The organism is Luteolibacter arcticus (genome assembly GCF_025950235.1).
Lineage (GTDB): Bacteria > Verrucomicrobiota > Verrucomicrobiia > Verrucomicrobiales > Akkermansiaceae > Haloferula > Haloferula arctica.
In genome coordinates this window covers 350,227-376,869 of the sequence record NZ_JAPDDT010000007.1, presented here as the reverse complement: position 1 = coordinate 376,869, position 26,643 = coordinate 350,227, and the positions used below count along the sequence as shown (strand labels likewise).

Here is a 26,643-nt window from a genome sequence, read left to right as displayed (position 1 = left end):
ATCCCGAGCTTCTCCAATACCTGACCTAACTAGTACAGATTAAAATCCGCGGGGAGATGATTTTTCAGACAGCCTCTTAGGAAAGTACCAGTGCAACCTGCATCATCCGCCCATCTCGATCTAACAGGTCCTTAAAGGCATTGGAATAAATTCCGCGCTCCCAGTGAGCCTACTTCATCTTCGCCAGCGCGTTTAGATCCAGCTTCCGCGCCAAGGCCACAAGATCCTTCTCCTCCGCCTCCCCATTGGCCAGCAACTCGACGAGGATCCGCTGGTCCACGACCAACTGGAGTTTCTTCTCACCCTCCATCGCCGCGGTTTCTCCCGAAATGCTGTAGGTCTTGCGGTTCGCCAGCTTCATCAGCTCTTCATTGCCGATCAGCGGGATCAACTGCTTCACCAGCGGCGAGTCCTTGATCACCTTCACCGTGACCTGCTTCTTTCCCGAAGCATATACCCGCGACATCGAGACGCCGCCGCCGAGCACCGCGAGGTCGTCCTGCTTGAGCGACTCACCCTTCCACGCCTCGATCTGCTCCGGCAGCAAGTCACCGACTTTCTTCGCGCCTTTCTCCTCCATCATTTTGAGCAGGATGCGGAGCTTCTCGACCACCGCCTCGTCATCGCCCTTGCGGTGGTCTTCCATCACCTGCCGCAGGCCGCTTTCGAAGAGGTCCGGCTTTTTCGCCTCCTCCTTGGCAAAAACGGCGGGCACCGACAGCGCAGCGAAGGCGAGAAGCGGAAGGAGGGTTTTCATGGCATCCGGGAGTACGGCACAATTCCACCAGAGGTTACACCCGGCGATCAAAAATCCATCTTGGTGCCGTATCCGGTGGTATGGCCCGGTCTTGCTGTCTGCTGCTCCTTTTCGCGTGCGTCCCTCTCCACGCCTTGCCCGAAGCACCGCCTGCCGCCTTCCGCGCGCAATCGCTCGATGCGAAGCTGGGCATCGGCTACGGCCTTTCGATTTCCGACATCGATGGAGACGGGAAGCAGGACATCGTGCTGGTGGATGCCAAGGAGACCGTCTGGTACAAGAACCCGGACTGGACCAAGCACCGCATGACCGGATCGCTGACCAAGCTCGACCATGTCTGCGTCGCCGCCTGCGACATCGATCACGACAAGAAGGCCGAGGTCGCCGTTGGCGCGGAGTGGAATCCTGGCGACACGAAAAACAGCGGAGCCGTCTTCACCCTCACCGCGCCGGAAGATCGCACGAAAGAGTGGGCATCACGGAAACAACATCATGAGCCGACGGTCCACCGCATGCAGTGGGTGAAGGACAAGGACGACCAGCATTTCCTCGCCGTGCTTCCGCTCCATGGCTGCAACAACGTGAACACCGAAGGCGATGGCATCCGCTTCCTCGGCTACCAGCCCGCGAAGGACAAGGAGTGGCCGACCTTCCTCATCAACGATCAATTCCACCTCGCCCACAACTTCGACCCCGTCGTGTGGCCGGGCGTTGCAGGCGAGGCCATGCTCGTCGCCTGCAAGGAAGGCGTGCACTTGTTAGAGGAGGCCGGGGATGCATGGAAGCCGACCCGGATGACGGAGAAAGGAGCCGGCGAAGTCCACCTCGGCAAGCTACCGGACGGCGAGCGCATGATCGCCACCATCGAGCCCTTCCATGGCAATGCCGTGGTCGTGAATCCCGAGAACAAGGATGGCCTGTGGTCCGCGAAGCGCGTGCTTCTTGATGAATCGCTCGCCGAAGGCCACGCCCTCGCCGCAGCCGATTTCCTCGGTCTCGGCTACGACCAGATTATCGCCGGCTGGCGCAAGCCGAACGCCGACAAGAAAGTCGGCATCCGCCTCTACGTCCCGACCTCCGAGGACGGCAGCTCCTGGAAGCTCCACGCAGCCATCGACGACAACACGATGGCCTGCGAGGACTTCAAGGTCGCCGACCTGAACGCCGACGGGAAGCCGGACATCATCGCCGCCGGTCGCGCGACGAAGAACCTGGTCGTTTACTGGAACGAGCGGAAATAACGCGACGCTCGCGCTGCTTCACTTCATCGGAAGTTTCTCCAGCTCCGCTTCCGTGGGAGCTTTGCCTTCGGCCGCTGGAATCTTCATGGCATCGTAGGCCTTCGTCACCGCACCCTTGTTCGTGTCTTCGACAAAGCCGCCGTTCGCGAGATAGAAGCGTTTCCCGATGGTCCCGGCGCTGCGATCCAAACGCTCGGACTTGCCGTGGCCATCGTGGGTGAAGCGGGCTTCCGTCAGCGGGATCCACTTGCCCGACTTGGTACGGATCCAGCCGTTGCCGAATTCACAGACCCGCCGCTCGTCGCCATTGCTGCCAATGAAGTTCTCGTTGAAGGAGTAGAGGCCGTGCAGGAACTTGCCGTCCTTCGGAGCTTGGAATGAGGCAACCAGGTGCCACTGGGTCTCCTTCGATTTGCGGAACCAACCGGTGTAGGTCGTCTTGTCGCCTTCCGCCTGCGCGCGCATCAGGAAGTGCACGGTATCGCCGAGCTTCCACGGATAGACCAGATGGCTGTGGCCTCCGGTGCCCTCGTTGCCGAAGCCGCCCGCATGCACGCCGTCACCCTTGGCTAACAGCTTCACCTGGTGCTCGTCATGAACCTTGTCCCGGCTCACGGCCTCGTTGCCCGCGTCCCACACCGAGAAGATGATGCGGCGCTCACCCGGGTCATTCACCTGCATGCCGAAATATCCACGATGCCAACCGGTCGCCATGTAGTAGCTCCACAGCGGGTCGGTCTTCGGCGTGACTTCGAGGTAGAACCACTCGACCTCTTCCTTCGCCTCGTCCGGCACCGGATAGCCGAGATGGATCGAGGCGGCATTCCGGCGCTCGACCATCGAGAAATGCGCTCCTTCGGAAGCCGGACCATCGAGCACGAGTGCCTTAAGCGCCGGCAGCCTGTCCCCCTTCCCTTCAAGTTCAAAGCGGTAGTAGCCCGGCGCGGAGACCTCGACCTTTCCAAAGGCGACCAGCTCTCCCGTGGCCTTCCCTTCGACCGCGCGGCCCTTCGAAGATCCATCCTGCGCCGAGACCGTGAGCTTCAGCCTCGCCCCCGCCGGCAGCTCGCCCGCGAGGTTGAGCGAGAGATCGAGCGAACCCTTCGCGGCAATCTGCCCATACCAGTGGAGCTTGGTCTTTTCCTCCCAGCGGGTGATCTCGCCGTCACGACCACGATCGGCTCCCTTGTTAGGCTCGGGCGATGAGAAAGACGTAAAGGCCGGGACCTCCACCACGGCCATCGCCGAGACGGCAAGGGCAGCAAAAATCGAACACTAAAGCCACTTTTTCATGCCGGAGATTCGCTTTCATGCCAAGCGCGTCAATGAGAATCCCGGCGTCACTTCTTCTTCAAAAGTCCCGTCAAATAAGGCCCGCAGTCGGTCTCTTTTCCGTCCGCCAACTTGATTCGGTAGGCCCTGCCGGTGGTCGATGACTTGGTGCCGATCTTCTCAATGAATTCGGTCGCGCTACGGATCTGCTTCCCCTGCGCCTCCCACTTTCCCTTCAGGAACTTCGCGGCCGAGGCGGCGTCGTAGTCCTTGCCATTGCGGATGAAGGTCGCGCCCTTCAGCCCCGCCACATGCGAGATCAGCCCCTCGATCTTCGCCTTCTCCTCCGGTGGCAGCTCGGCGGCATTCAGAAGTGGCACGCCTGCGAGGAAGAGGCAGGCATGGAGCAGGAAGCGGCTTCTCGTCATGACGATCATCTTACCGCACTACAGACCTGACGCCATTTTCAAATAGCCCGATGGCTGGCTTTTCTCCAGCGTGATGCCGTGAAACCTCTCCCCACGCTCGGTCTGGTTGCCGTCGCCGTCGCTATCACGGTGGCCATTGAAGAAATCCGGATCTCCGACCTCCGCCATCAGTTGAGCGAGAAGGCCCCGAGTAGCGAGACTCAACCGGGCTCCTCACAAAAGGAAACCTCATCCCTCGCCGCCGCCGGCGATACCCCCGCCGCACCCACGAAAGCAGGCGAACGGCCGGCGAAATCCGCCGCCGCCGCAGAAAACACCGCGGACGACGATGACGGTGGACTGGGCAAGACCGTCCGCAAGATGTGGGACAACCCCGCCGGCAAGGCGATGATGAACCAAGGGGTGAAGGTCGCCGTGGCGATGATGTATGAGGACTTCATGGAAACCTTGGAACTTTCCAAGGAAGAGCAGACCTATTTCAAAAACCTGCTGGGCCAAGGCATCGCCGACCAACAGGAGATCGGCATGAAGATGATGGGCGCCACTCCGGAAGAACGGGTGGCAATGGCCAAGGAGCTCGAGGAGCGAAAGAAGACCAATGAAGAGGCGATCAAGGCCTTCCTCAACAGCGAGGAAGACTCAAAGCGCTTCGCCGACTATCAGGCCCGCCTGCCCGAGCGCCAGCAGCTCGACGGCATCCGTGCGACCTTCGGCGCAAAGAACGCTCCCCTGACCCCCGAGGTCGAGGGCCGTCTGGTCGATGCCATGTATCAGGCGCGGACCACTTCAAAAGGCGCGGATTTCTCCGGCCCCGATGCCTGGAGCAAGATGGCCGATGGCGGACTGGTGAAGAACTTCGAGCAGAACTGGGATGCCCAGGAGCAGACGCTCATGAAGGAAGCCGGCACGATCCTCGACCCCACCCAACTCGCGGCCTTCAAGGACTACCGCCAGCAGGTCAAGGAGATGCAACTCGCCAGCATGAAGATGGCCGAGAAGATGATGTCGGAGGAAGACGAGGAGGAAGAGACAGATGAGTGAAGCCGCAGTCCGATAGGTAGCGGAAGGACTGCCTCCTTCCGGCCCGGCTCGGTCACCGTGGGCAGAAAGCGCTCTCCGCGGCATTAAGCCCACTGGGAGCGCGGAATTCATTCCGCCCGACAGGTCCGGCGAACCTACCCTCCAAGCGGAATAAATTCGCGCTCCCAGTGCGCCCAACGGCCGAAAACGCCCTACAAAAAAGAGGCGACCGGGAGGATCCGCAGTCAGGGCTCCGGAGGCAGCGGCTCAACCCTCCCAGAAAGAGCCGACGCACTACACGGAACCACCGACTGCGGATCGTCGCGACCGCCTCGGGTTCAGTTAGATGGGTTTACCAGCCGCCTCCCAGGGCCTTGTAGAGGCCCACGGCGTTCACCACGCGGGCGAGGCGGAGTTGAATCAAAGAACGTTGGGCATCGAACAAATCTTGCTGGGCATCCAATACTTCGAAGTAACTGTCCACGCCTTGCTTGTAGCGGGCATCCGCAAGATCGAAGCGTTTCTGTTGGGCGCTGACGAGGCCCTCGAAGGCCTCGATCTGGCCGTTGAGACCGGTGCGGCCGGCGAGGCCGTCGGCAACCTCGCGGAAGGCATTCTGGATGGTCCTCTCGTAACGGGCCACCTCGATTTGCTTGCGAACCTCAGCTACCTCGAGGTTGGACTTGTTGAACCCGCCGTCGAAGATCGGCACGCTGATCTGTGGCGCGAAGGTCCAGGCGGAGCTACCGCCCTGGAACAGGTCGCCCAGGCTTTCGCTGGCCGTGCCGCGGCTGCCGGTGAGGGTGACACGCGGGAAGAAAGCGGCACGCGCGGCACCGATGTTTGCATTGGCTGCGCGGAGCTGGTGCTCTGCCTGCCGGATGTCCGGCCGGCGGATCAGGAGCTGCGACGAAACCCCGGCGCGGACTTCGGAGACCAGCCCGCCTTCCAGGCCACGACCGCCCGGCAGATTCGTCGGAATGCCGGTGCCGATGAGGAAGGCGATCGCATTGATCGCCTCGGAGCGGCGCTGTTGGAAGGCGGCGAGGTTGGCCTTGGCGGTCTGCACCTGGACGTCCACCGAGCGCAGGTCTAGTTCGGAGACATCGCCCGCGTCGAAACGCATCTTGGTCAGATTGTAGGTCTCGCTGACTGCATCCAGCGTGCGCTTGGAAAGCTCCATTTGCTCCACGGCGGAACGCTCGGTGAAGTAGGCGTTGGCGATCTCCGACACCAGGGCGATCTGGGCCCCCACTCGGGCCGCATCGCTGGCGAAGTATTCCTGGAGAGCGGCGTTGTTAAGGCTGCGAACGCGACCGAACAGGTCGAGTTCGTATGCCGTGACACCGACCGAGACATCGTATGCCTTGGTATCGATCGCCGTGCCACTCGGGGAGTTGGCACTCGGCGTCCGATTCCGTGAGCCGGAAGCGGAGACACCCACCGTCGGAAAGAGCTGGCTACGAGAGATGCCGTACTGGGCGCGGGCCTGATCGACATTCAGGATGGCCAACCGCAGGTCACGGTTGTTCTCCAAGCCGATCGAAACGAGGCGCTTGAGCCGCGGATCCGTGAAGAACTTCTGCCACGCGATATCCGCGGACACGCCTCCGCCTTCGTTGCCGGGGAAGTTCTCCGAGACGGGCGAGTTGATGGTTTCCAGCGCCGGCTCCATCGAGCAGGAAGCAATGAGCGCGGGCAGGACGATAAATAGCGGCTTACGCATGGGAGAGTTCCCCGGGTTGAGATTCGGCGGGCGGATTGGATTCCGGATTTGTCGCGGTTACCTTACTTTTTGTTAGACGGCGGACGACCACATAAAAGACCGGAACGAGGAAGATCGCAAGGACGGTGCCGGAGATCATGCCGCCCGCCACGCCGGTGCCAATCGCATTCTGACTGGCGGAACCGGCACCGCTGCTGATCACCAGCGGGACCACGCCGAGGATGAAGGCCATCGAGGTCATGAGAATCGGGCGCAGGCGGAGTTTCACCGCCTCCAGGACGGATTCCATCATTCCCCTGCCCGCCTTTTCGAGATCGATGGCGAATTCAATGATCAGGATCGCGTTCTTGGTCGAGAGACCCACGGTCGTGAGCAGGCCGACCTTGAAATACACGTCGTTTGGCAGATCGCGGAAGGACACGGCGGCCAGCGCGCCGATGATCCCGAGCGGCACCACCATGATCACCGCTGCCGGGATCGACCAGCTCTCGTAGAGGGCGGCGAGGCACAGGAACACGATCAGGACCGACACGCCGTAGAGCATGGGTGCCTGGTTGCCCGAGATTTTTTCCTCCAGCGACTGGCCGGACCATTCGAAGCCGAGGCCTTCCGGCAGTTGCTTGGCCAGGTTTTCCATCTCCGCCATCGCCTCACCCGAGCTCCGGCCCGGCTTGGCTGCCCCCTTGATGTTCACCGCCGGCACGCCGTTGTAGCGCTGGAGCTGCGGCGAGCCGTAGGCCCACTCGGTCCTGGTGACGGAGGAGAGAGGCACCATCTTACCCTCCTTGTTCCGCAGCCAGATCTTTCCGAGGTCTTCCGGACTCATGCGGAAGGGTGCATCGAGCTGCACGATCACGCGCTGCACGCGGGCACCGTTCACGAAGTTGTTCACGTAGGCCGAGCCGAAGGCGGTCTGCATCGTGGTATTGATGTCCGCCAGGGAAACGCCGAGCGCGCTGGCCTTGTCCTGATCGAGCTCGATCTTGATCTGGGCCGCGTCATTGAGGCCTTCCGGACGCACGCCGGTGAGCACGCCATTCGGATCGGCTGCATTCGCACCGGCCAGTCCCAGCAACTGGTCACGGGCCGCCATCAGCTTCTCGTGGCCCACGCCACCATTGTCCTGCAACCAGAAGTCAAAGCCCGACGAGGTGCCGAGTTCCGCAATGGCCGGCGGATTGATCGGGAAGACAAAGGCGTCCTTGATGCCGCCGAGGCCTCCGATGGCGCGCTTGATGATCTCTTGCACGCGGTGCTCCGCGCCCTCGCGGTCCTCCCACGGCTTCAGCCGGATGAAGGCGAGGCCGGAGTTCTGTGCCTTACCCGTGAAGCTGAAACCGGCAACGGTGAAGTAGTGCTCGATCTCTTCCTGCTTGGCGAAGTACTCCTCCATCTTCTCAAGAGCCTCGCCGGTGCGCTCATCGGTGGCGCCGTCAGGCAGGGTCACCAGGGTCAGGAAGTAACCTTGATCCTCTTCCGGCAGGAAAGAGGCGGGCATCTTCTGATAGAGATGGACCACGCCGAAGCAGACCACCACCAGGGCCAGCATGCCGGCCCAGCTATGCCGGAGTATCCCCTTCACCACGCCTTGATACTTGTCCGTGGTCGCGTCGAAGGTGCGGTTGAACCACCCGAAGAATCCGCGCTTGGCCACATGGTGACCGGCATCCACCTGCTTGAGCAGGGTTCCGCAGAGCGCCGGTGTCAGCGACATCGCCAGGAACACCGAGAAGACCATGCACGACACCATCGCCATGGTGAACTGCCGGTAGATCGTGCCCACCGAGCCGCCGAAGAAGGCCATCGGGATGAATACCGCCGTTAGCACCACGGTGATGCCGATCAGCGCTCCTGTGATCTGGCCCATCGCCTTGCGAGTGGCCTCCTTCGCCGGCAGGCCCTCCTCGCTCATGATACGCTCCACGTTTTCCACCACCACGATGGCGTCGTCCACGAGGATACCGATGGCCAGCACCATGCCGAACATCGTCAGCACGTTGATCGAGAAGCCGAAGGCCGCCATCAAACCGCAGGTGCCTAACAAGGCAACCGGGACCACCAGCGTGGGAATCAAGGTGGCCCGGAAGTTCTGCAGGAACAGATACATCACGAGGAACACCAGGATGATCGCCTCCACCAGGGTCTTGATCACTTCCTCCACGGAGATCTTCACGAAGGTGGAGGTATCCAGCGGATAGATCACCTTCACACCCGGCGGGAAGAATTGCTCGAGCCGCTCGATCTCCTTCTTCACGCCATCGGCGGTGTCCAGCGCGTTCGCGGTGGGAGAGAGCTTCACGGCGGCCGCGGCGGTCGGCCGGCCATCGATACGCGCCTTGATCGAGTAGTCTTGGCCACCCAGTTCGACACGGGCCACATCGCGCAGATACACGCGCGAGCCGTCGGTATTCACGCGCAGAATGATGTTCCTGAACTCATCCGCCTCGCGCAGCGTCGCGCGGCCTTGCAGGATGATATTGAGCTGCTGCCCCGGTGCCGCGGGAAGCTGGCCGATCTGGCCGACCGGTACCTGGGTATTCTGCGCCTGGATCGCGGCATTCACGTCGCCGGGAGTCAGGCTATAGCTCAGGAGCTTGTCGGGATCGAGCCACACGCGCATCGCGTATTGCGTGCCGAACTGCACCACCTCCCCCACCCCCTGCACGCGGCGCAGCGGGTCGAGCACCGTGGCTGCCATGTAGTTGCCCAGCGCGATGGCATCCATGCTGCCATCGTCCGTGGTCAGCGCGATGAACATCGCGAAGTTCCGCGTCGCCTTCGCCACCACCACACCCTGCTGCTGCACGGTGGAGGGCAGGCTCGGCGTGGCGAGCTGCACCTTGTTCTGCACCTGCACCTGCGCCACATCGGGATCGGTGCCGGGCTTGAAATAGAGAGTGATCGTCGCGGAGCCGTTTGCATCGCTCGCGGACGTCATGTAGAGCAGGTTGTCGATCCCGTTGAGGTTCTGCTCGATCACCGAGGTCACGGTGTCGGTCAGGGTCTCCGCAGAGGCGCCGGCGTAGTTCGCCGTGATGGAAATCGACGGCGGTGCAACCGCCGGATACTGCGCCACCGGGAGCTGCGTGATCGAGATGATCCCCAGCAGGGAGATCAGGATGGACACCACCCAGGCAAATACGGGGCGGTCGATGAAGAATTGAGCCATTGCGGGATGCGTCTGGAAACTGGATGAATGGACGGGGAGATACCGTGATCGGAGCCGTGCTCAGGCACTGGGCTGGATCAGCTCTTCTCGCTGACCTGGGCTTCCGGCTGGCTGGACGCCGCCTTGACCGGTTGGAAGGGCTCGGGCTCGACCGGCGCACCGGGGCGGGCCTTGAGCAGACCTTCCACAATGACCTTCTCACCGGCCTTGAGACCGGAGGTGACGACCCACTTGTCGCCCACTGCATTGTCCGTCTCGATCATCCGGATCTGCGCGTGGTTCGATTCATCGATCACCATCACGCTGCCACCGCCGCCCTGCACACGGGTCACGGTGCGCTGCGGTACAGTCACGACGTTCTCCTTCACGGCTTGCACCACGCGCACGCGGGCAAACATGCCCGGAAGCAGGATCTTGTCGGTGTTCGGGAACTCGGCACGGAGCGTGACCATGCCCGTGGTCGGGTCCACCACCGCTTCGGAGAAGAGAATCTTGCCCGGGTGCGAATACTCGGTTCCGTCTTCGAGCAACAGCTTCGCCCCAGTCTGCCCCGGCCCCACTTGGGAAACTTCGCCCGACTTCATCGCCCGCTGCAGCGCGAGCAGGTCGGCACTCGATTGCGTGAAGTCAAAGTAGATCGGATCCAGTTGTTGGATCACCGCCATCAAGGTTGCCTCGTTTTCACCCACCAGTGCGCCTTCCGTCACTTGAGCGCGGCCGACCCGGCCCGAGATCGGGGCGGTTACCGTGGCGTAGCCCAGATTCAGCTCTGCGGTTTTGAGCGCGGCGGCAGCGGCCTTCCCTTCGGCCACCGCCACCTTCACGGCAGACTCGGCGTCGTCGAACTGCTGCTTGCTGATGGCATTCGAACTCACCAGCGACTTGAAGCGGGCGAGCTGGCTTTCGGCTTGGTAGAGATTTGCTTCCGAACGCGCGAGGGCAGCCGCGGCATTCTCCTTCGCGGCCTCCAGCGGCAAGGGATCGATCTTGAAAAGAATGTCTCCCGACTTCACATCTCCGCCTTCCTTGAAGGTCTTCTCCAGGAGAATGCCGGGAACACGGGCGCGCACTTCCGCCACCCGGACCGCATCGATGCGGCCCGGAAGCTCGCGGGTGATGCTCACGGTTTCGGTCGCTGCGGGCACGAAAGTCACAGCCGCCGGCGGCATCTGCGGCGCGGCTGCAGCCTGCTTTTTCCCACAGGACGGAAGAAACAAGAGGGAAGTCAGCGAGAGAAAAAGGACAGGGCGCATAGCAGGCTTGGAGGGTTGGTGAAACGGCCGTTTGAGACGTGCGCTTACTAAACACGCGATTTGGCCGGGCGGAATGACTTTGAAGTTTCCAAGCTGGTAACCTGAGGTTACCAGTCCCGCGGGATGGAGCTCAGGCACCTCAGGTACTTTGTGGCGGTAGCGGACGCCCTGAATTTCCGCCGCGCCGCAGAACGCCTGAATGTCACGCGCCCGGCCCTCAGCAAGCAGATCAAGGACTTGGAGGAGGAAACCGGCGTGAAATTGCTGGAACGCGACACCGTCAGCGTGTCGCTCACCGACGCCGGATCGGTCTTTCTCGCCGAGGCCCGTGCGATCCTTTCGGACGTCGAGCGCGCCGTCGAACTCGCCCGCGAGGCACAGGACGGCCGCCGCGGCGAGCTCCGCATCGGCAGCGTCGGCCAGATGGCCTCGGGATTCTTGCCCGGAGCGCTCAAGGCCTTCGGAGCCCAATTCCCTGCCGTAGACGTCTCCTTCGTGGAAATGACGCCGATCGAGCAGCTCGCGGCCCTGGGGACTGGCGAGATCCACCTCGGCTTCGCCTACGGTCGCGATGCCGAGCAAGTGCCGGGCCTCTCCAGCCTGCCGCTGGTCCGCTCGAACTTCGGCGTGTCAGTCTCGCAATTGCACCCGTTCGCGGAGCGGCAGCGCATCCCCTTGGACGAACTCGCGGAGGAAACGATGCTCTGCGTCGGCGCGGAAGCCGCCTCAAATCACCGCCGCGACATGCTCCGCATCTTCAATGAAGAGAGCGTGTCGCCGGGCCCGATGCGGCAGATCTCCGGCTTCGACGCCTTGTTGAACATGATCGCCGCCGACCAAGGCGTCTCGATGCTCCCCGAGGTCCTCGACCTGCGGAACAGCCACGCCATCGTCACCGTGCCCCTCGAGGTCTCACGCGCGAACCTCGACTTCACGATGTGGGCCGTCTGGCGCACCGAAGGCTCCTCGCTCTTAATACGTAACTTCGTGCGGCTGTTAGAAGAAAACCGCCCGGTCGTCGCGAAAAAGCGCGCCTCCTAACTGGGACCGCGGAATTCATTCCGCCCGAGTGGGCCCCACAGGCGGAACAAATCCCCCGCCCGCATCAGCCTTCACCCTCACAAATCCAGCTCGATCGACTTCAGCGCGATGTAGAGCGAGTTCGCACGCTCCATTCGCGGCTGCAGCGCCGCCTTCTCCGCAGCGAGCTGACGGCGGACCTCAATCAGACTCAGCGAGTGATCGCGGAACAGAAAGCGGATCGCCTCGCCGTGGTCGACCTTCAGTCCCTCGGCAAAGGCTGCTGCCCCCGCGAGCAAACGCTCGCGATAACCAGCAGCTACACGCAACCGGCTGATCCAGGAACTCACCACCGCCAGCACGAACACGCCGAGGGCAGCGGCTAACAGGATCAACGCGAGATGCTGCTGGCCAAGCGTGCCGCAGACACCGGCGGCAAGCGTAAGGCTCAGGCCAATGCCGACGAAACCCTTGAGTAACGAATTCCGGCGGCGCAGTTGCGGATCCAGCACGCCACGCAGCCGCAGCGCTGTTAGAGCACGCGGCACAGCCTTATCCAAGCGCGCGACGAACTTCTCGATGACACTCTCCCGCACTTCGCCTGCCACCGCACAGGGGCCCGGCTCGAAGCCCATGCGCTCGACCACTCGCGGGCGCACCGTTTCCCAATGCGCGGCACAGGCGTCCACCAGGCGACCGGCGTCGTCCCTGCCGAAACCGGTAGCCGTCTCCTGCATTCGGGCGGCAAGCGAAGCCTCGATCTCCGCCGCCGAGGCATCGCCCGTGAACAAACGCGAAAGCGATCGCCACCAGCCGAGCCGCCGCTTCAAGAGACGCACCACCGCATCCACCTCCGAGCGATAGCGGTCCATCACCTCGGCGAGGGCATGGGGCGCGGCCTCCAGTGCGGCATCGCGCTGCTCTTCCATCTCGCGTTCGATGCCCGCCAGGAACCACGAGTCATCGTCCATCCCGCGGCGCTGCGTTTCGAACTTGTGATCGAGCCGCCTGATGGTCCGTGCCGCATGATGCCAGGCATCATGAAGCACCTGGCGGCGGTCGTAGGACTCGCAGATGCGCTCGGAAATAAAGTGCTCTAGGTCGGAGAGCCGACTGGCCGACCACTGCTTGGGATCAGGCGTGGCCGACTGCTTCACTTCCAGCCCCAACCGCGCGGCCACCGGAAAGATCGGCAGCACCAGTCCCGTGCGCTTGAGCGACAGCTCGCGCATGTGCCCGAGAATGATCGGGATGTCCTGGTTCTGCTTCAGGTCGATCCGCTGCACCACGACTGCGGTGCGGGAAAGCGCCTCGCTCGAAAGCTTTGAAACCGCGTCCCAGGTCGAGGCCGTCCACGGGTTCTCCGCGGTGAAAACGACCAGCACCAGATCGGCATGCTCCAGAAAGGGCTCCGCGATTTCACGATGACCATCGTACTTCGCATTGGTGCCCGGCGTGTCGAGCAGGTCGAAGTTCCTCAGGTAATCGAGCGGCCGGCGGCATTCGTAGAGCAGCGGCTGCACCTGGTTGTCGGAGCTCTCGCCGTGACGGTAGAGGCGGACCTCGGAGGTCAGTGGCAGCGAACCGGCGGGGCAGAGTTCCTCGCCGACCAAGGCATTCAGCAGCGACGACTTGCCGGCATTGATCTCGCCAATGGCCGCGATCAGGACCGGCTGGGTCAGCACCGGTTGCGGGTGCTCGGGCTCGGCTTCGAGCGCGACTTCACCGGTGAGGTCACCGATCCAGCCCAACAGTTCCGAAAGGCGGTCCCGAACCGCAAAGTAGCGCTCGCCCGGCATCGTTAGAGCCCGCGTTTACTGTCCGGCCACTTGGCCGGGAGCTGCCTGGGCACCCATTGCGAGCAACTGCGAGACGGTCACGAACTTGAATCCCTTGTTGAGCAAGCCATCGAGGGTCGCCGGCATGGCATCCACCGTTCCCGCATGGAGGTCGTGGGCCAGCACGATCGCTCCCGGCGTGGTGCCGGAAAGGATCCGCGAGGTGACTACGGACGGGCCGGGGCGCTTCCAGTCGAGCGGATCGACCGACCACATGATGGTCGGGTAGCTCAGCTCGGCATGGACCCACTGGCGCTGGCGCTGGAGCAGCGCGCCATACGGCGGGCGCATCGTGCGCGGCTGCACGCCGGCGGCGCGCGCCACGGCATCACGGCACTTGGTCAGCTCCTCGCGCACGGCCGAGTCGCCGAGCTTGCTGAGAATCGGGTGAGTGTAGGTGTGGTTGCCGATTTCGTGGCCTTCCGAAACGGTGCGGCGTAGCACATTCGGATAGAGGTCCACGTTGCGGCCGATCACGTAGAAGGTCGCCTTGACGTTCCGCTCGCGCAGCATGTCGAGCAGCCGCGGGGTATTTTTCGGGTGCGGGCCATCGTCGAAAGTAAGGGCGATGTACGGTTGCGATACCGCCACGCGGGAATAAGTCACGCCCGAGCCCCCGCCGGACGGCAGGTTCATGTCGGGATTCCGCGGCACTGGTCCGCGCGGGCGCGGGGTGCGGTAGGCGGTATTCGGCGCCGTCTTGGTAGGGGCCGAAGCCGGGTCCACCGGCGCGGCGGCCGCCGCATCGGGCTTGGCCGAGGACGCCATCGAACAACTGCTGCCCAGCGCCGTGCTCAGCACCATGAATCCGCGGCGGGAAAGTTTCGGCAGTCCATCTTCCGAAGAAGCAGCCTGGGAGGAAGCGGTGAGGATCTTGTAACCGAACGTTTCGATGGGATTTCTCATGGAGTGGGCGACGGGAAGCGGGGGAGGTTCGGCCAAAAATACCGTCCCCGTTTCCGATGTCACGCCTGCATTTCCAACAAGTTGATCACAAGAAACGCTGAAGCATCGGCCGCAGCATTTCCACACGCTCGGCCGGCCACAGCGACCGCGGCGTCATGATCGCCCCGTCCAGCGAACGGTGCTCCGGCCAGTCCGCCTCCGCCGGGATCTGCGGGATGGACCGGGTGATGATCCGTTTGGCGGCGGAAACATTGGCGTGGAGGTGCCCCATCACGGCCTCGGCGGTGACCGGTTCCTCCTCGATTTTCCAGCAATCGTAGTCGGTGATCATCGCCAGCGTCGCCAAGGCAATCTCCGCCTCCCGGGCCAGCTTGGCTTCGGGGAGATTGGTCATCCCGATGACGTCAAAACCCAGTTTCCGGTTCGTCTCGCTCTCCGCCCGGGTCGAGAAGGCCGGGCCATCCATATTCACGTACGTCCCGCCGTCGTGGACCGTCGCACCCTCGGCAGCGGCCGATTCCTTGAGAATCGCGCGCAGCCCGGCACTGACCGGATGGGCAAACGAGACGTGCCCGACAATCCCGCCGCCGAAAAAAGTGTGATGCTCGCGCCGGCTGGTCCGGTCGAAATACTGGTCCGGCAAGACGATGTCGCGGGGGTGATACTCCTCCTTCAAGCTCCCCACCGCCGTCACGCAGATCAAATGGCGCACGCCGACCGACCGCAGCGCCCACAGGTTCGCCCGATGATTGATCTCCGTCGGCAGCAACCGGTGTCCGCGACCATGGCGCGGCAGGAACCAGACTTCCCGTCCGACAAGCGTCCCGCCGACCAGCGCATCGGACGGCTCGCCGAAAGGCGTCGCGATCACGCGCTCTTCCGCCTTCTCGAAGCCGTCGATTTCGTAAAGCCCGCTCCCTCCGATGATCCCGATCGCCGTTGTCATGCCGCGGGTCTAACTTCCGACGCCCCGAGCGTCGAGACCGATGCGTCAGGGGTTAGCCCAGGAACGGATCGCAGCGACAAGGCCGGGGATGTCGCTCGGCTTGGCTTCGAAGGCGGGCTTGATGTCGTGCTTCTTCAACGCCTCGGTAGTGACGGGGCCGATGCTGCCCGCAACGCAGCCCTCCGGCCACGGCAAACCGAGCTTGAAGAAATTATCCACGGTCGAGGCCGACGTGAAGGTGATCAGGTCCGCGCCGTCCTCGCTCAAGCGCGCGGCAGCGCCGGTCGGATCCTCGGTTTCGGGCACGGTCTTGTAGGCCACGCATTCATCGACGATCGCACCAAGCGCAGTAAGACCCTCGAACACCACATCGCGGGCTTCGGAGCCGCGGACCCACAATAAGGTCAGATTCTCGACGGAGTCGCCATTCGTGAAAGCCTCGACGAGGCCTTCGGCAACGAAGTTTTTTTCCGGCATCAAATCGACGGCCAGGCGATATTCGCGGACCTTCTGCGCCGTGCCCGGCCCGATCACGGCAATGCGGGGATTGCCCAAACTGCGAGCGTCCTCGTAGGTCGCGAAGAAGGCTTCGAAGAACCGCTCCACGCCATTCGGACTGGTGAAGATGAGCCAGTCGTATTCGTGCGCGTGGGTCACCATCTCGGCGAACTCGCGTTTGTCATCGGGTAGCTCGATGCGGATGGTCGGCAGTTCGATCACGTCGGCGCCGAGCCCGGCGAGTTCGCGGCTCAGGCCACCGGCCTGCTCGCGGGTGCGGGTGACGACGATGCGCTTGCCAAACAGCGGGCGCTTCTCGAACCAGTTGATCTTCTCGCGCTCGTTCACCACGCCGCCAATCACGGCCACGGCAGGCGAGCCGAAATTCTCCTTCTCCGCCGTATCCGCGATGTCGGCAAGCGTGCCGGTGATCGTCTTCTGCGAACCCGTGGTGGCCCAGCGGGTCAGCGCAATCGGCGTCGCAGCATCAGCACCACCAGCGATGAAAGCCGCGCTGATCTCGCGCAGCCGCGACACGCCCATCACAAAAACCTTGGTGCCCGGCGTCTTGGCAAGATGGCCGTAGTCGATCGAACTCTCACCCTTCGTCGGATCCTCGTGACCGGTGAAGATCGTGAGCTGCGAGCAGTGATCGCGGTGCGTCACCGGGATGCCTGCATAGGTGGGACCGCCGATGGTCGAGCTGATACCGGGAACGATCTCGAAGGTCACGCCCGCCGCCGCGAGTTCCGCGGCTTCTTCACCACCGCGCCCGAAGATCATCGGATCGCCGCCCTTGAGGCGCACCACCTTCTTTCCCGCCTGGGTCTTCTCGACGATCAACGCGTTGATTCCCTCCTGCGACAGCGTGTGGTCCTTGGCGCGCTTCCCGACGTTGATCTTCTCGCAGTCCTTCTTCGCCCAGCGGAGGATCTCCGGACTACTAAGGGCGTCGTAGACGAGCACGTCGGCCATCTCCACGCACTCCTTGGCGCGCAGGGTGACGAGACCGAGGTCGCCGGGACCGGCGCCGACGAGATAACAGATGCCGGGAGTGCTCATGCGAGGGAGTCGAAAAGTTCGCGGGCGACCTTCATTGGGTCGCCGCCGGAAGCATTGGCGACACGAGGCGTGCCGCCTTCATCAGGAAATACGCGGGCGTCCATCTTCAGGACGCTTTGGTCGAGCGAGGTGAAAACCCCGACCGGGGTGCTGCAACCGCCTTCCAGCAGGCGCAGAAATTCTCGCTCGGCCCGGACGCGGGTGAAGGTCTCCGAGTCGAGGATGGCGGCGACCAAAGCGGCCGCCGCTTGATCGCCCTTGCGGATTTCCAACCCGATGGCCCCCTGCCCCGCCGCGGGAAAGAACAGATCCTCCGCCAGCGGGGTGAAATGAAGTTCGCTGCCGAAGACCATCGATGGCCGCGACATGCGATGGCCCAATCTAACAAGACCGGCCTCTGCCAAAAGGATCGCATCATAGGCACCCTCCGCGATCTTTCTCAGCCGGGTCGGCACATTGCCGCGCAGGTCGATCACCTTCAGATCCGGCCGCAACCACTGGAGTTGGCGCGCACGCCGCACCGCACTGGTGCCGACGACCGAACCCGCCGGCAAGACATCGAGCCCGCCGGGTTGACGAGTAATGAGCACATCCCGGATCGGCGCGCGGGAAAGCACGCCCGCGATCTCGAATTCGGCATCGATAACGGTCGGCACGTCCTTCAGCGAATGCACGGCGATATCGATCTCACCGGCGCGCAACGCTTCCTCGAGTTCCTTGGTGAAGATTCCCTTATCGGTGCCTTCAGCCTTCGCGACCTCGGCCAGCGCCACATCGGTGCGGCGGTCGCCCATGGTGCGGATGACCTGGCGACCAATCCGCAGATCGGGAAACGCCTGCGACAACGCCCGCTCGACGGAGGCAGCTTGGACAAGCGCGAGATCGCTCCCGCGGGTTCCGATGACGGTCTTCTGGAATTCTTCTTCGCTCACGTGCCGGGCAGGTTCAGCTTTCTGAGTTCTTCGTCGATGATCCGGTCGCACTCCACGATCTGTTTTTCGCGCCGGACGCGGGCCTCATCGGCCAATTGTTCAAGGGTGTCGATATCGTACAGGTAAACTTCCTCGATCTCGCCACAGGCCGGATCAATGTCGCGGGGCACAGCGATGTCGATCAGGAACAGCGGCCGGAATTTCCGCACCCGGCGCACCGACTCGATGTGATGCGGCAGCACCACCGGATGCGGCGCGCTGGTCGAGGAAATCACCACGTCCACACCGGCGAGCACCGCCTGCCATTCATCGAAACGCACGGCCCGGCCACCCATCTCCGTGGCCAGTTGCTCGGCCTTGTCGAAGGAACGGTTCGTGACGAATACGGAACTCGCGCCGCGGGACACCAGCGCCTGCGCGGTCTGCCGGCTCATGTCGCCCGCGCCGATGACGATGACGCGGCAGCCGGCCAGCTTGCCGAAAATCTTCTCCGCGAGTTCCACCGCCGCCCCCGCCACGGAGGTCGCACCTTCCTGGATGCGTGTGTCGGTGCGGACCTTTTTCCCCACCGCGAATGCACGTTGGAAGAGCTTGTTCAGCGTGGCCGAGGTCGCGCCGGACTCAAGCGCCTGACGGTAGGCCTCCTTGGTTTGGCCGAAGATCTCCGTTTCGCCCAGCACCATCGAGTCGAGCCCGCTCACCACCCGGCAGAGATGCCGCGCCGCGGAAATACGATGGTATTCGTACCAATGCGGATCGGAATCCTTGCCATAGGATTGCTCGAGCTTGCGGCGCAGCTCGGCAGCCGCCTCCTCGGCCTTTTCCCCGGCGAGGTAGAATTCGGTACGGTTGCAGGTGGACAGCACCACGCTTTCCGCGAGTCCATCAAGAGTCAGCAGATCCTTCGCCGAGTCGCCCAGCTTGCTCGCCGACACGGCGAAGCGTTCGCGAACCTCGACGGGCGCGGTGCGGTGATTCAGACCGACGCAGACGAGTTCCATCAGACGAGCGCAAATACCGAAAGGGAGATGACGAAGAGCACCACTGCGACCGTCGCCGTCCGGCGACCGGTCAGTCCCCTCACCTGCCGGATCGAAAGCAAGGCCGCATAGCCGATCCACACCGCAGTGGCCGTGAGCAGGTGGGCTGTGCCCCCATTGCGCGGCATCATGAATCCCGCCACGACGCCGATGGTCAGCAGCACCACCCCGATCCACAGCAGGCGGACCGTACATTTCAATAGTTCGCGCACAGGCGGCAGGTTGCGGAATAGACCGGATTGCAGGTGGTGGTCTTTCAACTGCTTGTCGAGCACCAGGAACATCACCCCCGCCACCGCGGCGAGGGCCAGCGCGCCGTAGGAAAGGACGGACATCGCCGCGTGCGTCTCGCGCCATCCGTCAGTCACTCCCACCCTCGTGGGATTTGAATCCCAGACGCCCGGCATCAGCGCCAAAATTTGAATGATCGTCACCAACGGGGCCGTGAAAACACCGAGCAGCGACAGCCGGTAAGGAGGCCCCACCACGAAGTAGAAGAGCGTCAGCGACCACGCGAGAAAGGCGAGGATTTCGCCAAAGCCCACCAAAGGACACGCACCCCGGGCCTCGCCGCGGACGGACAGGAACCCGAGCTGGGCCAAAAACGCCAGGCACATCCAGAAAACCGTCCAGCGGCTGCGGGTTCCCCGGTGAACCGTCCACATGCCGGTGATCCCACCCACGGCAGCGAGGGCGGTCGCGGCGATCAGAAACCAGCGGTCCACCCCCCTCCCTTGCCGCCCGATCGCCCGCTGCGCAAGGCCGGAATCACTCCAGCCCGGCATCCAGCAGACCTCCGGCTTACGTGGATTTGCTTGCCAGCCAAGCCTTCCAGCCCCCGAAGCCCGTGATCTCCTCCGCCCCGTCCGCGGCGCGCGGCTCAGCGATGAAGCCGGGCAAATCCTCGCCATTTTCCATCAAGACCTTTCCGATTCCCAACGGGCCGGGGATCTTCGAGACGAAATCTCCGAAGGCCGCGGGCGAAAGGTCCCAGACTTCCACCTCGATCGCCCCCCCCTCCTCCTCGTCGCGAATCAACGCCGGTCGCGGCGGGATGCTCCCCACCGCCGGCATCGCATACATGCGATAAACCGGAGCGGTTCTCGTCCGCGAACGCAGGGTAGCCCCGCGCTCGGCGAGCTGCCAATGCAGCGCCAGCCCTTCCAAGTGAGCGCCGCAGACGACGACCGGGATGGCTGGGCGCTGGGGCTTCGGAAGTTCGTTGACGGCCTCCCCGCCAAATCTCGCCGCCAGCTTCAAAAGCTCCCCATCCCACCCCGCCGGAGCCGCAAAAGTGACGCCCCATCGCGCCCTTCCGCCCCGGGCCTTTCCGGCCGGCACCGCGATCGCGCTCAGGTCGAGCAGGTTCATGAAATTCGTGTACTTCCCGAGCGTCGCATTCGTCTGGAACGGCTCGTCCAGCACCTCGGCCACCGTGTAGATCCGCGGCGTGGTCGGCAGCAGCAGGACCTCGATGTCCTTCCACACCTTCGCCGCGACGCGTGCAAGTTCCGCCATACGATACTGCGCACGAAAAGTCGCCGCAGCATCCCAGCCCTTCGAAGCCTCCAGGATCTTGCGGGTCACCGGAAAAATCTCGCCCGGATTCTCTTCCACGAATCCGCCCACCGCGGCCCAGCGCTCCGCCACCCACGGTCCCTCATAGAGCAGCTTCGCGGCCTCGACAAAGGGCTTCAGATCGATGCCCACCGGCTCACCACCGAGGGCCTTCATGCGCTCGACCGCCGCGGCAAAGAGACCCGGCGTGTCCAGATCGTCCGCGAAGTCCAATTCCAGCGGCACGCCGAAGCGGAAGGCTGGACCGATCTTGCCCACAGGCTCGATCTCGCGGGAGAAAGGATCGCCTTCATCAAAGCCCGCCACCACGCCAGCAATGAGCGACACGTCTTCCACCGTGTTGGCGAAGACGGACACACAATCGAGCGAGCGGCACGCCGGAACAACACCGCGGGTGCTGAGCAGACCCTTCGTCGGCTTCCACCCGATCAACTCTTGAAAGGCAGCCGGCACGCGCCCCGAGCCCGCCGTATCGGTGCCGAGCGAAAAACAGCACAGCCCCGCCGCCACCGACGAAGCACTGCCCGAACTCGATCCGCCGGGGAGAAACTCCGCATCGATCGCATTGCGTGGCGTGCCATAGGGCGAACGAGTTCCCACCAGGCCGGTCGCGAATTGGTCGAGGTTCGCCTTGCCGAGCGGGATCGCTCCGGCGGCACGGAGGCGATTCACCACTTCCGCGTCCACGGCTGGCACGTAGGAAAAAGCCGGACACGCCGCAGTCGTGGGCATCCCTTCCACATCGAGGTTGTCCTTCACGACGAAAGGAATCCCCCACAGCGGCAGATCCCCGGGCATCGACTCGACGGCCTCTGCCATCGCAAGCAACTCGTCCTTCTCGGGCAAGTGGATGAACAGCGCCGGATCATCCCAAGCGGCGATCTTCTCCCAAAGTTCCTCAATCAACTCCGTCGGCTTCAAGCCTTCGGCATACCGCTTCTTCAATTCGGCGATCTTCATGCGTTTAACCGGTTAGCCTTTGGCTCGAACCACCACGAGCGACTGTCCTGCCCGGACGCTCGCCCCTTCCGCCACCAGCACCTCCACCACTTCCAGATGCTCATCGGCATCCAGCGGCACTTCCATTTTCATCGCTTCCAAGATCATGGCCGTAGCGGACACCGTTAGCAGATCCCCTGCCTGAACGTGAATCTTCCACACGCTCCCTGTCACCGGGCTGTCGAGCGTGGAGCAGCCGTCCGGAATCGTGATCTCGCTTGCCTCCACGGTTTCCTCCGCGGGGCTATCCATGGAAAGCCCGGCCTCCTCCCATCGGCGGCGCTCGCCTTCGAATGCGGCACGCTGGGTGGTCCGGAAGCTCTCGATCTCACCGGCGTGAGCTTCGAGAAACGCCTCGTAGTCGGCGAAGCGGAAGACCGTCTCCACGATCTCCAGCTTGTGCCGGCCGCGCGGAACCTCTTCGCGCAGGCGCAGCAATTCCTCCGCACTGACCGGATAGAAGCGGAGCTGATCGAAGAAGCGCAGCAGCCACGGCTCTTGGAAATCGTCCGTCTTCCGCCAGCGGTTCCACACCGGAATCGTGCGTCCGGTGAACTGATAGCCGCCCGGCCCCTCCATTCCATAAATGCACAAGTAAGCCCCGCCGATGCCCACCGCATTCTCCGGCGTCCAGGTGCGCGCCGGATTGTATTTCGTGGTGACCAGCCGGTGCCGCGGATCGAGCGGCGTCGCAACGGGCGCACCGAGATACACGTCCCCGAGTCCCATTACGAGGTAGGAGGCATCGAAGAAGATCCGATAAACCTCATCAATCGAATCGAGTCCGTTGATGCGACGGATGAACTCAAGATTGCTCGGGCACCATGGGGCATCCGGCCGCACGCTCTGCATGTAGCGCTGGATCGCCTCGCGCGTGCTCGGGTCATCCCAGCTCAACGGCAGGTGGACGATACGGGCGGGCACTTCGATTTGCTCCAAGGGCGGCAGAGCGAGAATCCCTTCACGGATCTTTCCCCACAGCTCGTCACGAGAAACAACGCCGGGGTCGAAGTGGACCTGCAGCGAGCGAATTCCCGGCGTGAGGTCGATGATGCCGGCGATCCCCTGCTCCTTCAGCCACTCATAGACCACGTGGACCTTGAACCGCAGCTTCAGATCAAGATGGTGCGGACCAAACTCGACGAGAAAATAGCGATCGCCCGCGCGACGCACCACCACGGCATCGTCGCCTTCGCCGAAGCTTTCCAAAATCGGGGATTGAAGATGCGAGATTGCAGATGGCAGCGGCAATGCGGAGGCTTCACCTGACAGGAAAGCGTCCACCGCCTTCGACTGCTCGGCCGCCCATGATTCATCAACCGGGATGAAGCGCACCTTGTCGCCGGGCCGGAGTTGGCCGAGCTTCCAGAGTTCGGCATCGATCACCACAACCGGGCAAACGAAGCCACCAAGGCTCGGCCCGTCGGGCCCCAGGATGACGGGCATGTCACCGGTGAAATCCACAGCACCGATCGCATAGGCATTGTCGTGGAGATTCGACGGGTGAAGGCCCGCCTCCCCCCCATCCTTGCGGGCCCACTTCGGCTTGGGCCCGATCAAGCGGACACCGGTGCGGGCGGAATTGTAGTGAACCTCCCACGCCGTCGCGAAGAAGGTCTCGATGTCTTCATCGAGGAAAAAATCCGGAGCACCATGCGGCCCGTAGAGAACCCCAATCGTCCAGTCGTGGCTGAAGGAGGGGGGACACTCCCGTCCCCCTCTTGCCTCGACGACGGTATCGGCGCACCCAATCCCCAGCACATCCCCAGGCAACAGTGCCCGACCGAACGGTCCGCCAAACTTCCCAAGCGTGAACGTTGAGGCACTTCCAAGATAGTCCGGCGATTCAATCCCACCGGCAACCGCAAGGTAGCACCGCATGCCCGGCCCCTCGATTCGCCCGATCTTCAACGTATCGCCGGGCACGACTTCGATGGCAGCATGCATCGCCATCGCCTCGCCATTCTTCAGCACGAGCACCAGCGCACCCGCAATCGCCACCGTGGTGGCCGCATTGAAGCGCAGCGTCGGCCCTGCCATGGTGATCTCCAACCCAGGAACACCTTCCCCATTTCCAACGAGTCGATTCGCCAGCCGGAAGGACAGCGAATCAAAAGGCCCGCAAGGCGGCACGCCAACCTCCCACAGTCCGGTTCGCCCCGGCCAATCTTGTACGGTGGTCATCGTACCTGCGGACACCACGTCAAAGGTGTTCGGCCGGTAGTCGAAGCTCGCCATATCACGCATCGCTACCCCGCCGGCTAAGTAGGGCTCCCACCCCGCGACTTGGCGCAGGTAGCGGAGATTGGTTTCGATACCGGAGATCCGGGTCTCTTCGAGCGCCTTGGAAAGCAAAGCCACCGCATCAGCGCGATCCCTGCCGTGAACCATGACCTTCGCCAGCAGCGGATCGTAAAATGGACTTACCTCGGTCCCCGCCACGATCCACCCGTCGCATCGGGTCCATTCAGGAAAGGACGCCTCGGTGAGCAATCCCGCACTGGGGCGGAAGTTGTGATTCGGGTCCTCCGCGTACACGCGTGCCTGGACGGCGTGCCCCTGCGGTGCCGGAGCGCTAGCGGGCATCACCCACTCGGGGTCGAGCGCGAGGCGGATCATCCACTCGACGAGGTCGATGCCGGTGACGAGCTCCGTCACGCCGTGCTCGACCTGCAGACGGGTGTTCACCTCGAGGAAGAAGAAGTCGCCGCGGTCGGCATCATAGATGAACTCCACGGTCCCGGCCGAGCGATAGCTCACGCTTTCGCCAAGCTTCACCGCGGCAGCATGGAGGGAGCTTCTCACCTCATCGGAAAGATCCGGCGCGGGGGTCTCTTCAAAGACCTTCTGGTTGCGCCGTTGGACCGAGCAGTCGCGTTCGCCAAGCGCCAGCACCCTTCCCTGCCCGTCACCAAAGATCTGCACCTCGACATGACGACCGCGCTCGATGAAGCGCTCGATGAAAACACCGCCGGAACCGAAGCTGCGTTCGCTAACGCGGACCACGCTCTCGAACTCCCTAGCCAGTTCATCCGCATCGCGGCAGACCTTCATGCCGATGCCACCACCACCGGCGGTGCTTTTCAACATCACGGGGTAGCCGATCTCCTCGGCGGCAGCGACCGCGACATCCGCACTGGCTAACAGATCCGTTCCCGGCACTAGCGGAACTCCTGCTTCGCCAGCCAAGCGCCGGGCCTCATGCTTCAGACCAAAAGCGATGATCTGCTCCGGCGTCGGCCCAAGCCACTTCACACCGGCGTCTTCGCACATGCGTGCGAAGTCGGTATTCTCACTGAGCAGCCCATAGCCCGGGAAAACCGCAGCGGCAACGCTCTCCTTCGCGATGGCGATCAGCGAATCCTTGAGAAGATAGCTCTCCAACACCGGCCCTGGACCAAGGCGATGCGCTTCATCCGCAAGATCCACATGCGGCGCACCGGCATCTGGATCGGAATACACGGCTACCGCTCGATGTCCGAGCTTGTGAATGGTGCGGATCGCCCGTGCAGCGATCTCGCCACGATTGGCGATGAGGATGTTCATGGGAAACTGGGAGCGCGGAATTCATTCCGCCTGAGGGGATCTCTCGGCTGTCCTTCCAATCAGAACACCAGCACCTCCACCGGCGTCGGGTTCCAACCGTTGCAAGGGTTGTTAAGCTGAGGGCAGTTCGAAATCAGGCACACGACATCCATCGCGGCTTTCATCTCGACGTAGCGGCCGGGAGCGGAAATGCCATCGGCGAAGGTAAGTCCACCATCCGGGCTGACCGGCACGTTCATGAAGAAGTTGATGTTGCAGGCGATGTCGCGCTTCGTGAGCTCGACCTTCCACTCCTGCGCGCCGCGGATGAAGGAGTCGCGGCAGGCGTGCATGCACTCCTTGTCGTGGGCGTAGCGCATCGTATTGCTCTCGCGTGAGCAGGCACCGCCGAGCGTGTCGTGGCGACCGCAGGTATCGGCGGTGATTTCTAACAACACATTCCCCTCCGTGCTCATCAGCTTGGTGCCAGTGGTCAGGTAGAGCGCCTGCTGCGCCTGGATGGTGCCATCAGCCGAGTAGCGATCGGTGGGATCGGCCGCGCTGTAGAAAAGCGTGTCGGCAGCTTGATTGCCTTCGAGATCCACGATGCGCAGCGTCTGCCCACGCTTGATCTCATGAACCCACCAGTCGCCCGCAGGAATCACCTGGCGATAGGTAGCCGTCGCCGGATCGAGGATGCTTTCGGTCATGGCGTTCAGAAGCGCAGGGCGTGGTAGGTTTCATTGTTCTCCCAGGCGCGGAGATTCTCCGGCCGGATGGTGAACGAGGCATCATCGGGAGCAGGCTCTTCACCGGTGAGAATCTCCAGCATCACCGGATGCGTCCGATAGACGGGATCGGGATCGAAGGGATGCTGGCAAGTATTGAGCACCACCAGCGTGTCGATCTCAAAACGAAGTTCGACCGTGGCACCGGCTTTCGAATGTCCGGAGACAAACGACAGCTTGCCGGCCTCATCCGCCACCACCTTGCTGAACCAGTTGAGATTCGGGACGAGGTCCTTTTTGCCGAGCCCCCACTTGGCGAGTTCGATGAGAAAGCAGTCGCGGGAGTTGCGATACCAATCGTTGCGACCATGCTGGTAGTCGTAGGCACCATACTTCTTGAAGACCCGCTTCGCGTCGGAGTGACCGCACACCGTATCGTGCCAGCCAACCGTATCCGCCGTGATCGAGGCAAGCAACCGGCCCATGTCGGAGTGCAGGCAATACGGCGCACGGAGGAAGAAGATGTGCTGGCCCTTCAGCGTATCGGGCATGTTGTAGCGCTCGTGGCGCTCAAGCGCGTTGTAGAGCAGCATGCCGACATTCGCGCCGCCTTCGAGGTCGGTCAGGCGCAGGCGCTTGCCACGGGATACGACGCCGGACCACATGCCCGCACCGGTGAGGGTCTTTTCTAACAAAAGGCTCATG

20 protein-coding genes are annotated in these 26,643 nt (G+C 63.0%); 3 read left to right on the top strand and 17 right to left on the bottom strand.

Annotation, left to right across the window (positions count from 1 at the left end):
* Positions 1-169: 169 nt before the first annotated feature.
* Positions 170-757, bottom strand: coding sequence for a hypothetical protein (locus OKA05_RS17580; RefSeq protein ID WP_264488488.1), 588 nt, complete (start codon positions 755-757; stop codon positions 170-172).
* Between the two features lie 134 nt (positions 758-891).
* On the opposite strand from OKA05_RS17580, the gene OKA05_RS17575 reads away from it, so the two are divergent.
* Positions 892-1,998 carry an FG-GAP repeat domain-containing protein gene (locus tag OKA05_RS17575; protein ID WP_264488487.1) on the top strand — a complete coding sequence of 369 codons (1,107 nt, stop codon included), beginning with the start codon at positions 892-894 and terminating at the stop codon, positions 1,996-1,998.
* Positions 1,999-2,016: 18 nt separating this feature from the next.
* On the opposite strand, the gene OKA05_RS17570 is transcribed toward OKA05_RS17575, so the two are convergent.
* Together OKA05_RS17570 and OKA05_RS17565 are read right to left on the bottom strand one after the other, a co-directional pair.
* Positions 2,017-3,240, bottom strand: a complete 1,224-nt coding sequence (locus OKA05_RS17570) for a DUF3472 domain-containing protein (protein ID WP_264488486.1) — start codon at positions 3,238-3,240, stop codon at positions 2,017-2,019.
* A gap of 98 nt (positions 3,241-3,338) precedes the next feature.
* A complete protein-coding gene (locus tag OKA05_RS17565) occupies positions 3,339-3,698 on the bottom strand; it encodes a DUF5329 family protein (RefSeq protein WP_264488485.1) in 360 nt (119 codons plus the stop codon).
* A gap of 78 nt (positions 3,699-3,776) precedes the next feature.
* On the opposite strand from OKA05_RS17565, the gene OKA05_RS17560 reads away from it, so the two are divergent.
* On the top strand, positions 3,777-4,739 hold the full coding sequence (locus OKA05_RS17560; RefSeq protein WP_264488484.1) for a hypothetical protein: 963 nt from the start codon (positions 3,777-3,779) through the stop codon (positions 4,737-4,739).
* A 331-nt stretch (positions 4,740-5,070) separates the two neighbouring features.
* On the opposite strand, the gene OKA05_RS17555 is transcribed toward OKA05_RS17560, so the two are convergent.
* From OKA05_RS17555 to OKA05_RS17545, 3 genes are all read right to left on the bottom strand, one after another.
* Complete coding sequence (locus OKA05_RS17555) at positions 5,071-6,444, bottom strand: efflux transporter outer membrane subunit (RefSeq protein WP_264488483.1); 1,374 nt, start codon at positions 6,442-6,444, stop codon at positions 5,071-5,073.
* Positions 6,437-9,613, bottom strand: coding sequence for an efflux RND transporter permease subunit (locus tag OKA05_RS17550; RefSeq protein ID WP_264488482.1), 3,177 nt, complete (start codon positions 9,611-9,613; stop codon positions 6,437-6,439). The genes OKA05_RS17555 and OKA05_RS17550 overlap by 8 nt, the downstream gene beginning before the upstream one ends.
* Positions 9,614-9,690: 77 nt before the next feature.
* On the bottom strand, positions 9,691-10,866 hold the full coding sequence (locus OKA05_RS17545) for an efflux RND transporter periplasmic adaptor subunit (RefSeq protein ID WP_264488481.1): 1,176 nt from the start codon (positions 10,864-10,866) through the stop codon (positions 9,691-9,693).
* Between the two features lie 123 nt (positions 10,867-10,989).
* On the opposite strand from OKA05_RS17545, the gene OKA05_RS17540 reads away from it, so the two are divergent.
* A complete protein-coding gene (locus tag OKA05_RS17540) occupies positions 10,990-11,907 on the top strand; it encodes a LysR family transcriptional regulator (protein WP_264488480.1) in 918 nt (305 codons plus the stop codon).
* Positions 11,908-11,984: 77 nt separating this feature from the next.
* On the opposite strand, the gene OKA05_RS17535 is transcribed toward OKA05_RS17540, so the two are convergent.
* The 11 genes from OKA05_RS17535 to OKA05_RS17485 form a co-directional block, all read right to left on the bottom strand.
* The gene (locus tag OKA05_RS17535; protein ID WP_264488479.1) at positions 11,985-13,685 is read right to left on the bottom strand and encodes a dynamin family protein; all 1,701 of its coding nucleotides are present in this window, start codon (positions 13,683-13,685) and stop codon (positions 11,985-11,987) included.
* Between the two features lie 15 nt (positions 13,686-13,700).
* Entirely contained in the window at positions 13,701-14,630 is a 930-nt protein-coding gene (locus OKA05_RS17530) for a polysaccharide deacetylase family protein (protein ID WP_264488478.1), read from the bottom strand.
* A gap of 85 nt (positions 14,631-14,715) precedes the next feature.
* Positions 14,716-15,576, bottom strand: coding sequence for an S-methyl-5'-thioadenosine phosphorylase (mtnP, locus tag OKA05_RS17525; RefSeq protein WP_264488477.1), 861 nt, complete (start codon positions 15,574-15,576; stop codon positions 14,716-14,718).
* A gap of 45 nt (positions 15,577-15,621) precedes the next feature.
* Positions 15,622-17,136, bottom strand: coding sequence for a uroporphyrinogen-III C-methyltransferase (cobA, locus tag OKA05_RS17520; RefSeq protein ID WP_264488476.1), 1,515 nt, complete (start codon positions 17,134-17,136; stop codon positions 15,622-15,624).
* Complete coding sequence (gene hemC / locus OKA05_RS17515) at positions 17,133-18,068, bottom strand: hydroxymethylbilane synthase (protein WP_264488475.1); 936 nt, start codon at positions 18,066-18,068, stop codon at positions 17,133-17,135. The genes cobA and hemC overlap by 4 nt, the downstream gene beginning before the upstream one ends.
* Entirely contained in the window at positions 18,065-19,069 is a 1,005-nt protein-coding gene (gene hemA, locus OKA05_RS17510; RefSeq protein ID WP_264488474.1) for a glutamyl-tRNA reductase, read from the bottom strand. The genes hemC and hemA overlap by 4 nt, the downstream gene beginning before the upstream one ends.
* Positions 19,069-19,833: a cytochrome c biogenesis protein CcsA gene (ccsA, locus tag OKA05_RS17505; protein ID WP_264488473.1), complete on the bottom strand. Its 765-nt coding sequence runs from the start codon at positions 19,831-19,833 to the stop codon at positions 19,069-19,071. Before ccsA ends, hemA begins: the two co-directional genes overlap by 1 nt.
* A gap of 76 nt (positions 19,834-19,909) precedes the next feature.
* Entirely contained in the window at positions 19,910-21,646 is a 1,737-nt protein-coding gene (gene atzF, locus OKA05_RS17500; protein WP_264488472.1) for an allophanate hydrolase, read from the bottom strand.
* Between the two features lie 12 nt (positions 21,647-21,658).
* Positions 21,659-25,231, bottom strand: a complete 3,573-nt coding sequence (uca, locus tag OKA05_RS17495) for an urea carboxylase (protein ID WP_264488471.1) — start codon at positions 25,229-25,231, stop codon at positions 21,659-21,661.
* Positions 25,232-25,290: 59 nt separating this feature from the next.
* A complete protein-coding gene (locus OKA05_RS17490; RefSeq protein WP_264488470.1) occupies positions 25,291-25,920 on the bottom strand; it encodes an urea amidolyase associated protein UAAP2 in 630 nt (209 codons plus the stop codon).
* Positions 25,921-25,925: 5 nt separating this feature from the next.
* Positions 25,926-26,642 carry an urea amidolyase associated protein UAAP1 gene (locus OKA05_RS17485; protein ID WP_264488469.1) on the bottom strand — a complete coding sequence of 239 codons (717 nt, stop codon included), beginning with the start codon at positions 26,640-26,642 and terminating at the stop codon, positions 25,926-25,928.
* Position 26,643: the final 1 nt, after the last annotated feature.